Source organism: Bacteroidales bacterium (assembly GCA_014860585.1).
Lineage (GTDB): Bacteria > Bacteroidota > Bacteroidia > Bacteroidales > 4484-276 > RZYY01.
Genome location: JACZJL010000089.1, coordinates 47,679 through 54,976, shown reverse-complemented (window position 1 = coordinate 54,976; position 7,298 = coordinate 47,679). Strand labels below are relative to the sequence as shown.

The following is a 7,298-nucleotide window of genomic DNA, read 5'->3' as shown; positions in this document are numbered from 1 at the left end:
AAAAAAGGAAAACAGATCGCAGTGGAAGGCCGTCTGGAAACCAACACCTACGATGACAAAGAAGGCAACCGGAAGTTCTACACACAGATATTGGTTAATGACCTGATGATGCTGGGAAAAGAGAACAACTAACCCAGACATCCCTGAAAACCAAAGCCCGTTGGAGCAATCCGGTGGGCTTTTTTCATTTTTTTTAATTCTTGTAAATCACCCCGTGAGTAGCTCGCAAGTAACAACCAAAATTGAAAACTCAGTGATTGGCTGAAAAAACTCACGGGGTGATTTGGAAATCTCTCAAGCCCTCGTTAATCAGGGTATTAATTTCATCCCTCAATTTTGGTATATGCTTGATCACAATCCCCCAAATGTTTTCATCAGAAATGCTGTCGTAAGCATGGATGATCTGATTTCTCAAACCAATAATTCGATGCGCATTAGAAATTGAAAAATCCGGATTATCTTTAAGAATGCGATTTGTTGCCTCGCCAATGATTTCAAGATTTCTCTCGATTGCCCGCTTTAGCATTGTGTCATTTGAATAATCCCGGAATGATTTTGGTTTTATGATAAAGAATGAATCAATTTCATCAATTGCAAGTTTCATATCATACAAAGACTTCAGCACTCTTTCCGTCATAGACAAGTATTTTATCGCGATCAACAACCTTCCTGAAAACCGGGTTTTTGATCGCATTATTCTCGACAAGATCAACAGGTCTGCTAAACAAAATTTCCAACTGTTCTTTCAAATCCATGTAGTTATCAAAATAATCTTCCAACTTCACATTTTCAAATGTTATCAGCAAATCAACATCGCTGTTTTCAGCAAGTTTGTTTTTTGAAGCAGAGCCAAATAGATATAATTCGCTGACATTATGATTTTTACATAATTCAACCAGTTTGTCCTTATGTTGCATAATGATATTCATGTCGCAAAAATACTGCAATTTTAATATCCTTTTCAAAAATCCAAATTTCCTTTAAACCTTAATCTCTGCTTTAATCACAATCAAATACCCGTTTACAAACGCTTACACCCGATTAAGTCCGTTTACAAACGCAAGTAAATGTTTATTAACCGAATCACCCCAATCCCCCACCCTATCTTTGCTCCATAATTTTTTACTTAATGTTTAACAATAAATTTTAAATGTCATGAAAAGCTTAAGAAACAGTGTTCAGTTGATTGGAAACCTCGGAATGGATCCGGAAGTAAAGCAAGTATCGAACGGTAACAAGATGGCCCGCTTCTCCCTGGCCACCAGCGAAACTTACAAGAATGAGAAAGGTGAGAAAGTAACCGACACCCAGTGGCACAACCTCATCATCTGGGGCGGGCTGGCCGAAGTAGCCGAGAAGTACCTGAAAAAAGGGAAACAGATCGCCGTGGAAGGCCGTCTCGAAACCAACACCTACGACGACAAGGAAGGCAACCGCAAGTTCTACACACAGATTGTTGTAAACGACCTGGTGATGCTGGACGGAAAGACGAACTGATTCTATGTCCACATTTTTAGCAAAAGCCTGCCTGAAAAATCTCGCAGGCTTTTGTTTTATGCGGCCCGGCTTAACATTTTATTAAGCATATCTTAATATTAAGCTAAATAGTTTGAAAATGCTGAGTTTTACTTTTGCCGCAAATTACAGACTTAAGAATGGCCTTCTACAAAACTATTGTCATTTCTGATGTTCATCTTGGTACAAAAGACTCAAAATCGAAGGAATTATCAAAGTTCTTGAAATATAATCATTGCCGGAGGTTAATTCTCAATGGCGACATTGTTGACGCCTGGAATCTGCAACGCTACGGCAAATGGACAAAAAAGGATACCCGTGTCTTCCGGCGAATCATTCAAATGATCGAGCGTTACGACACCGAAGTGATTTACGTAAGAGGGAACCATGATGATTTTCTGGATAAACTGATACCGTTTTCGTTTGGAAAAATCAAATTTGTAAATCAATTTGAGCTTTTACAAAAAAATATGCGATATCTTGTCATTCACGGAGATATATTCGACATGATCAGTTCTCGATTTATCCTGCTGGCTAAAATCGGAGATATTGGTTATAAAGTTTTACTTTGGATGAGCCGGAAAAGGAACCACCAAAGAGCGATCAGGGGATTGCCTTACCAATCATTCTCGCAGAAAATTAAAAGCAGCGTAAAATTGGCAGTCGGCTATATTTCGGATTACGAACAAACCATGACAAAGTATGCAAGGGAAAATGGTTTTCGCGGGGTGATCTGTGGGCATATTCATGAACCTAAAAACAAATATATCGGTGAAATTCATTATCTCAATTCCGGTGACTGGGTAGAGAGCATGTCAGCCCTGGTTGAACATGAAGATGAATCGTGGGAGGTAGTTTATTATCAGGATCAGGTGCACAACAAATTTCAGAAAATGCAATGCTCAGAAGATTTTTCTAATGAAACTGATGAAGATGATGAAGATGACGACAAAAAAGTTGAAGAATGGGACATTATGAAAACTTTTGTTTAAAAACTTAATATTCAGCTTACTATGGAAAAAGACAAAGTCGTTAAATCACTCAGACAACTGTTTCCCTCAGCGCATAATATTTATGTTGACGAGAGGATGAAGTTGTGCGAAGTAAATATTTTTGTAGATGATTTCAGGGGAATTATTCATGAAAAGTTACTTGAGAAAGAGGTCTTGTTCGAGATGGAGGATTATTGGGACAATTTTCCGTTTAAATATGTTTTTAGTTACAGGATACGGTGACAACAGTTTGGTAAACTGAGCTAAAATAAGAATCGGTTTCCGGAAAAAGGTTTTATGTTTGCACACAAAAACAACCAGTACAATTCGTGAAATCATTTCTTGAGCATCCGGTTTTTGACTTGTTGTCAGCTGTTGCTACCAGTCAAGGGATAAAAGCCTTTGTCATTGGTGGTTATGTTCGTGACCATTTCATGGGCAGGCCGTCAAAGGATGTAGATGTTGTGGTGGAAGGGGAAGGAATTGAATTTGCCAAAGCTGTTGCAAGCCAGGCTGGGATCAGGAACCTCCAGGTTTTTAAAAACTTCGGAACAGCTATGTTGCATTTTGACGATTGGCAGGTGGAGTTTGTCGGGGCCAGACAGGAGTCCTACCGCTCAAATTCACGCAAACCTGTAGTTGAAAACGGAACCATCGAGGATGACCAGAAGCGGCGCGATTTCACCATCAATGCCATGAGCCTGAGCCTGAATAAGGAAGACTTTGGGGAACTAATCGACCCATTTGGCGGTATTCGCGACCTTGACAACAAAATTATCCGGACACCGCAAAATCCTGACATCACATACTCTGATGATCCATTGCGAATGATGCGGGCAATCCGCTTTGCTTCAACATTAAATTTTACCATCGAGGCAGCCAGCTTAGAGGCCATCCGGAAAAATGTTGACAGGATAAAAATCGTATCGCAGGAACGGATCACAGATGAACTGAATAAAATTATTCTGTCTGAAAAGCCTTCAGTGGGGTTTAAACTCCTGCACAGCACGGGGCTGCTTAAAATCATCTTTCCTGAAATGGCTGCCCTCCAGGGCGCTGAATTCAAGGAAGGCAAAGGTCACAAAGACAACTTTTTTCATACGCTGATCGTACTTGACAATATCTCTCAAAACACTGATAATCTTTGGCTGCGATGGGCTGCAATTCTTCACGACATCGGTAAACCGGCAACCAAAAAGTGGGTCGAAGGGATAGGATGGACATTTCATGCTCACGACTATGTGGGTGCTAAAATGCTTCCCGGAATTTTCAGACGACTTAAACTACCTGCCGGTGATACATTAAAATATTTGCAAAAACTCGTGTTGTTGCACCTTCGCCCGATTGTTCTGGCTGAAGAGATTGTGACTGATTCGGCAATCCGTCGTCTGCTGTTTGATGCAGGCGATGATATCGACGACCTGATGACCCTTTGTTCAGCAGATATGTCGTCGAAAATACCGGAAAAAATTAAACGATACAAAGCCAACTTCGAGCTTGTCAAGCAAAAATTGGTGGAGATTGAAGAAAAGGATAAATTACGCAACTGGCAACCTCCCATTACAGGCGAAACAATAATGGGAACTTTTAACCTGCCCCCCTGCAAAGAAGTTGGGGTAATTAAAACGGCTATACGTGAAGCCATTCTGGATGGCGAAATAGCCAATGAATTTGAACCAGCTTACGCTTTTATGCTCGAAGCAGGAAAAAAAATCGGGTTGATGCCAAAAAAATAATGGATTTTTTAATCAGTTTTTTGTTTTAATATAAATTTGACTTTTCAATTTCAAGTAAAAACAAATTAAAGATCAACCACCATGGATGTTTTTAAATTGAGAATAGAGACTGATGAGAACCCCGGTTTCGTGCTTGATGTCGAAATAAGGGCTGACCAGACCTTCTTCGACCTGCATGAGTTCCTTGTCAAAACCCTGAAGTTGAATGATAAAGAGCTGGCTTCATTTTATGTTGCCGACGAAAACTGGGAAAAATATGAAGAAATTACCTTGCTCGACATGTCGGGTGAAGAGGACAATCGGGCGGAAGAGCACGACGACTTCCACACGATCTTCCTGATGTCGTCAACTTCAATTGATAAATTTATCAGCGGTACAAATCAATACCTTGTTTATGAATACGACTTTCTGCAACTGCATACTTTTTTAATTGAATGTATCAGCGTTAAACAAGTTGATAATCGGGTGAATTACCCTCATGTGGCACAGCAAAAAGGAAGCCTGAAAATCACCAATAAAGTGATGGTTGAAAAAGACCCTGAAAAATTGCGTGAGTCATTGCTGAATGAGTTTAACTCGATGGTTAAAGGCGACATGGATGAAGAAGATGATGACAATGATGGAATTGATGATTATTAACCACACATTAACCGGTTGACATGACTAAACCAACTGGTGAACACTCCATTCACACATTAGTGGTTATTGCAGGCCCGACAGCAGTAGGAAAAACCGGAGTGGCTATCGAGATAGCCCGACACTTCAACACGATCATTATTTCCGGAGATTCACGGCAGTTTTATAATGAACTGAAGATTGGAACCGCAGCGCCTACCCCTGAACAAACCGTTTTAGCACCTCATTTTCTCACCGGACATCTTTCGGTGCATGACTATTACAATGTTTCGAGGTTTGAAAACGATGTGCTTTCTATTTTGAATGAGCAATTCCCACAGCACAAGCCTGTAATTCTTGTTGGGGGTTCCGGACTTTATCTGGATGCAGTTTGCAAAGGCATCGACGATTTGCCAGATCCTGATCCTCACCTGAGGAAACAAATTGAGTTATGGCATCAGGAATCAGGGATTGAGTTTTTAACGGAAAAACTGGAATCACTCGATCCTGATTATTATAAATTGGTTGACAAAAGCAATCCCAGCCGTCTCAAGCGCGCTATCGAGGTGTGCATGATGACTGGAAAAACTTACACTTCATTGCGCATCAATAAAAGGAAATCCAGGGATTTTAAAATAATCAAAATTGGCCTCAACCTTCCCCGCGAAGAACTTAATCATCGGATCGCTTTAAGGACGGATCAAATGATCAGCGATGGTTTGGTGGCTGAGGTAACGTCCCTTTTGAAATATCGTCATCTGAATGCATTGAATACTGTCGGATACAAGGAAATATTCGAATATCTCGATGGAAAAACATCATTGGAACAAGCCATTGAAAACATCAAAACCAACACCCGTCGTTATGCCAAGCGCCAGCTAACCTGGTTTAAACGGGATCAGGAGATGAAATGGTTTTCGCCGGAAGATGCCGGGGGGATGATCAAGTATGTGCGGGATAAACTTTAAATGTCATTTTTTGTCCTGCTTAAAATGTCCAGATGGAACTTGACCAATTCATCAACCGGGTTCTGAATGATGCGGGCCACTTTCAGATTGTATCCTGATGCTGTGTCGTATAACAAATCTTTGAACAACATGGCAATCGAACCAACAAAACCTAAATTATACTGGTTATAATCAGGGTACTTGAGTATGATTTCATTAAAAAAATCACCAAAAGCCTTTCTGACCAACGTTTTAATTACCGGTTCATGCTTATGATCAACCAAAAAGGGGACGAAGGAGGCGATCAGGCTGTTGGGTTTGGGATGGGTGTATAATTGGGTAATAAAAGTTGATAGTCCAATATTGAATTGATCTTGAAATTTTGCGGACAGATCTGATGGCAGCTGATTTTTAAAATACGCGTTTAAAAGAAGCCGTCCCAGTTGTAAACCGCTGCCTTCATCAGCCAGCAGGTAGCCCAACGAAGGAATTGCATAAGCTACTTCTCCTTCCCTGAATATGCAACTGCTGGAGCCTGTTCCAAGGATGGAAGCAATTCCGGTTCCCTGGCCAAACAAAGCCCTGGCAGCTCCGGTCAGATCGTGATTGACTTCTACTATTGCTCCCGTGATCACCTGGTTGATAGCAGAGCGGACGATTTCCTTAGAATGATAAGAAGAACAGCCGGAACCATAAAAATAGACCCTTTCTGCCTCCGTTATTTGTATCTTTTCATTTAATTCGTCAACAAAATCTGTAAGCAAACTCCTGGCGTGATAATTTGGGTTGAAACCTTCGGTGTTGAAGGAGTGCTGAGATGTATCGGAACTGACAATTCTCCAGTCAATTTTTGTGGAGCCACTTTCGGCAATAATGATCATAGCCATAGCAATTCAGTAAAACTTTTGGCGCAAAGATAGATTAACCGGTAGAATGAAATCAGTTGAGCGGCTCGGGGCGATAAAACCACAATTTGCCTTTAGAAACATATCCAAAATTAAACTCGCTTAACCCGACTTTCCGACCAGAAAAATCGGTATTTTGATGAGCAATTTCAAAAATCTTTTTCTCCTGATCAATAATGCGGTAAACGATAGCCGTGTGCTGCCCCATCGTTTCGGTGTAGTGAAGGTTTCCTTCAGAATATTTGAGTTCAACGTTTGAAAATTGAATAAGATCACCCGGTAACACCATTTCGGTTTTAGGATTTATTTGCCGGCCAAACTTGAATTTTCCATCCCATTTTGCATTGTTCCGGTCGAGTGCTTCATAGGCAAGGTCCCAACACTCACCCCTGTTGACCTGTGTGCCAATGGTAGCAGAAACATATTCGACAATGGCTGTATTTATTGCAGGAATTTCCTGCTGGGCATTTATCAATAAAGGAATAAACAGTAAAGTGAACAAAATCGAATTTTTCATCATAATATTTTTCTGCTGAAACTAACGTCGAATTGTTGTGACTGTTTTGTTAACATCAAATTTTGACCAGG

The 7,298-nt window shown here is 40.6% G+C and carries 11 protein-coding genes; 7 read left to right on the top strand and 4 right to left on the bottom strand.

Features of this window, described 5'->3' with window-relative positions:
* Nucleotides 1-132 (top strand): single-stranded DNA-binding protein (locus IH598_09025; GenBank protein ID MBE0638651.1); only part of this gene is annotated, 132 nt, incomplete at its 5' end.
* A 139-nt stretch (nt 133-271) separates the two neighbouring features.
* On the opposite strand, the gene IH598_09020 is transcribed toward IH598_09025, so the two are convergent.
* The gene (locus IH598_09020) at nt 272-637 is read right to left on the bottom strand and encodes a DUF86 domain-containing protein (protein MBE0638650.1); all 366 of its coding nucleotides are present in this window, start codon (nt 635-637) and stop codon (nt 272-274) included.
* A complete protein-coding gene (locus IH598_09015) occupies nt 606-965 on the bottom strand; it encodes a nucleotidyltransferase domain-containing protein (GenBank protein ID MBE0638649.1) in 360 nt (119 codons plus the stop codon). Before IH598_09015 ends, IH598_09020 begins: the two co-directional genes overlap by 32 nt.
* A 190-nt stretch (nt 966-1,155) precedes the next feature.
* Between IH598_09015 and ssb the strand changes: the two genes are divergently transcribed.
* The 6 genes from ssb to miaA all read left to right on the top strand — a co-directional run bounded on the left by ssb (nt 1,156) and on the right by miaA (nt 5,826).
* Nucleotides 1,156-1,497 (top strand): single-stranded DNA-binding protein, encoded by a 342-nt coding sequence (gene ssb / locus IH598_09010; protein MBE0638648.1) that lies wholly within the window; start codon nt 1,156-1,158, stop codon nt 1,495-1,497.
* Nucleotides 1,498-1,655: 158 nt separating this feature from the next.
* Complete coding sequence (locus IH598_09005; GenBank protein ID MBE0638647.1) at nt 1,656-2,507, top strand: UDP-2,3-diacylglucosamine diphosphatase; 852 nt, start codon at nt 1,656-1,658, stop codon at nt 2,505-2,507.
* A 21-nt stretch (nt 2,508-2,528) separates the two neighbouring features.
* Nucleotides 2,529-2,750: a hypothetical protein gene (locus IH598_09000; GenBank protein ID MBE0638646.1), complete on the top strand. Its 222-nt coding sequence runs from the start codon at nt 2,529-2,531 to the stop codon at nt 2,748-2,750.
* Nucleotides 2,751-2,836: 86 nt separating this feature from the next.
* Nucleotides 2,837-4,243 carry an HD domain-containing protein gene (locus IH598_08995; protein ID MBE0638645.1) on the top strand — a complete coding sequence of 469 codons (1,407 nt, stop codon included), beginning with the start codon at nt 2,837-2,839 and terminating at the stop codon, nt 4,241-4,243.
* Between the two features lie 81 nt (nt 4,244-4,324).
* Nucleotides 4,325-4,882, top strand: coding sequence for a hypothetical protein (locus IH598_08990; protein ID MBE0638644.1), 558 nt, complete (start codon nt 4,325-4,327; stop codon nt 4,880-4,882).
* Between the two features lie 47 nt (nt 4,883-4,929).
* On the top strand, nt 4,930-5,826 hold the full coding sequence (miaA, locus tag IH598_08985) for a tRNA (adenosine(37)-N6)-dimethylallyltransferase MiaA (GenBank protein ID MBE0638643.1): 897 nt from the start codon (nt 4,930-4,932) through the stop codon (nt 5,824-5,826).
* On the opposite strand, the gene IH598_08980 is transcribed toward miaA, so the two are convergent.
* The gene (locus IH598_08980) at nt 5,823-6,686 is read right to left on the bottom strand and encodes a hypothetical protein (GenBank protein ID MBE0638642.1); all 864 of its coding nucleotides are present in this window, start codon (nt 6,684-6,686) and stop codon (nt 5,823-5,825) included. The genes miaA and IH598_08980 overlap by 4 nt on opposite strands.
* Nucleotides 6,687-6,744: 58 nt before the next feature.
* Nucleotides 6,745-7,227: a hypothetical protein gene (locus tag IH598_08975; protein MBE0638641.1), complete on the bottom strand. Its 483-nt coding sequence runs from the start codon at nt 7,225-7,227 to the stop codon at nt 6,745-6,747.
* Nucleotides 7,228-7,298: the final 71 nt, after the last annotated feature.

Excerpts from the sequence above, each read along its gene's own strand:
- IH598_08980 (MBE0638642.1), bottom strand. The coding sequence starts at position 6,686 with ATGATCATTATTGCCGAAAGTGGCTCCACAAAAATTGACTGGAGAATT.
- IH598_09020 (MBE0638650.1), bottom strand. The coding sequence starts at position 637 with ATGACGGAAAGAGTGCTGAAGTCTTTGTATGATATGAAACTTGCAATT.
- IH598_09005 (MBE0638647.1), top strand. The coding sequence starts at position 1,656 with ATGGCCTTCTACAAAACTATTGTCATTTCTGATGTTCATCTTGGTACA.
- IH598_08990 (MBE0638644.1), top strand. The coding sequence starts at position 4,325 with ATGGATGTTTTTAAATTGAGAATAGAGACTGATGAGAACCCCGGTTTC.
- ssb (MBE0638648.1), top strand. The coding sequence starts at position 1,156 with ATGAAAAGCTTAAGAAACAGTGTTCAGTTGATTGGAAACCTCGGAATG.
- IH598_08975 (MBE0638641.1), bottom strand. The coding sequence starts at position 7,227 with ATGAAAAATTCGATTTTGTTCACTTTACTGTTTATTCCTTTATTGATA.
- IH598_09000 (MBE0638646.1), top strand. The coding sequence starts at position 2,529 with ATGGAAAAAGACAAAGTCGTTAAATCACTCAGACAACTGTTTCCCTCA.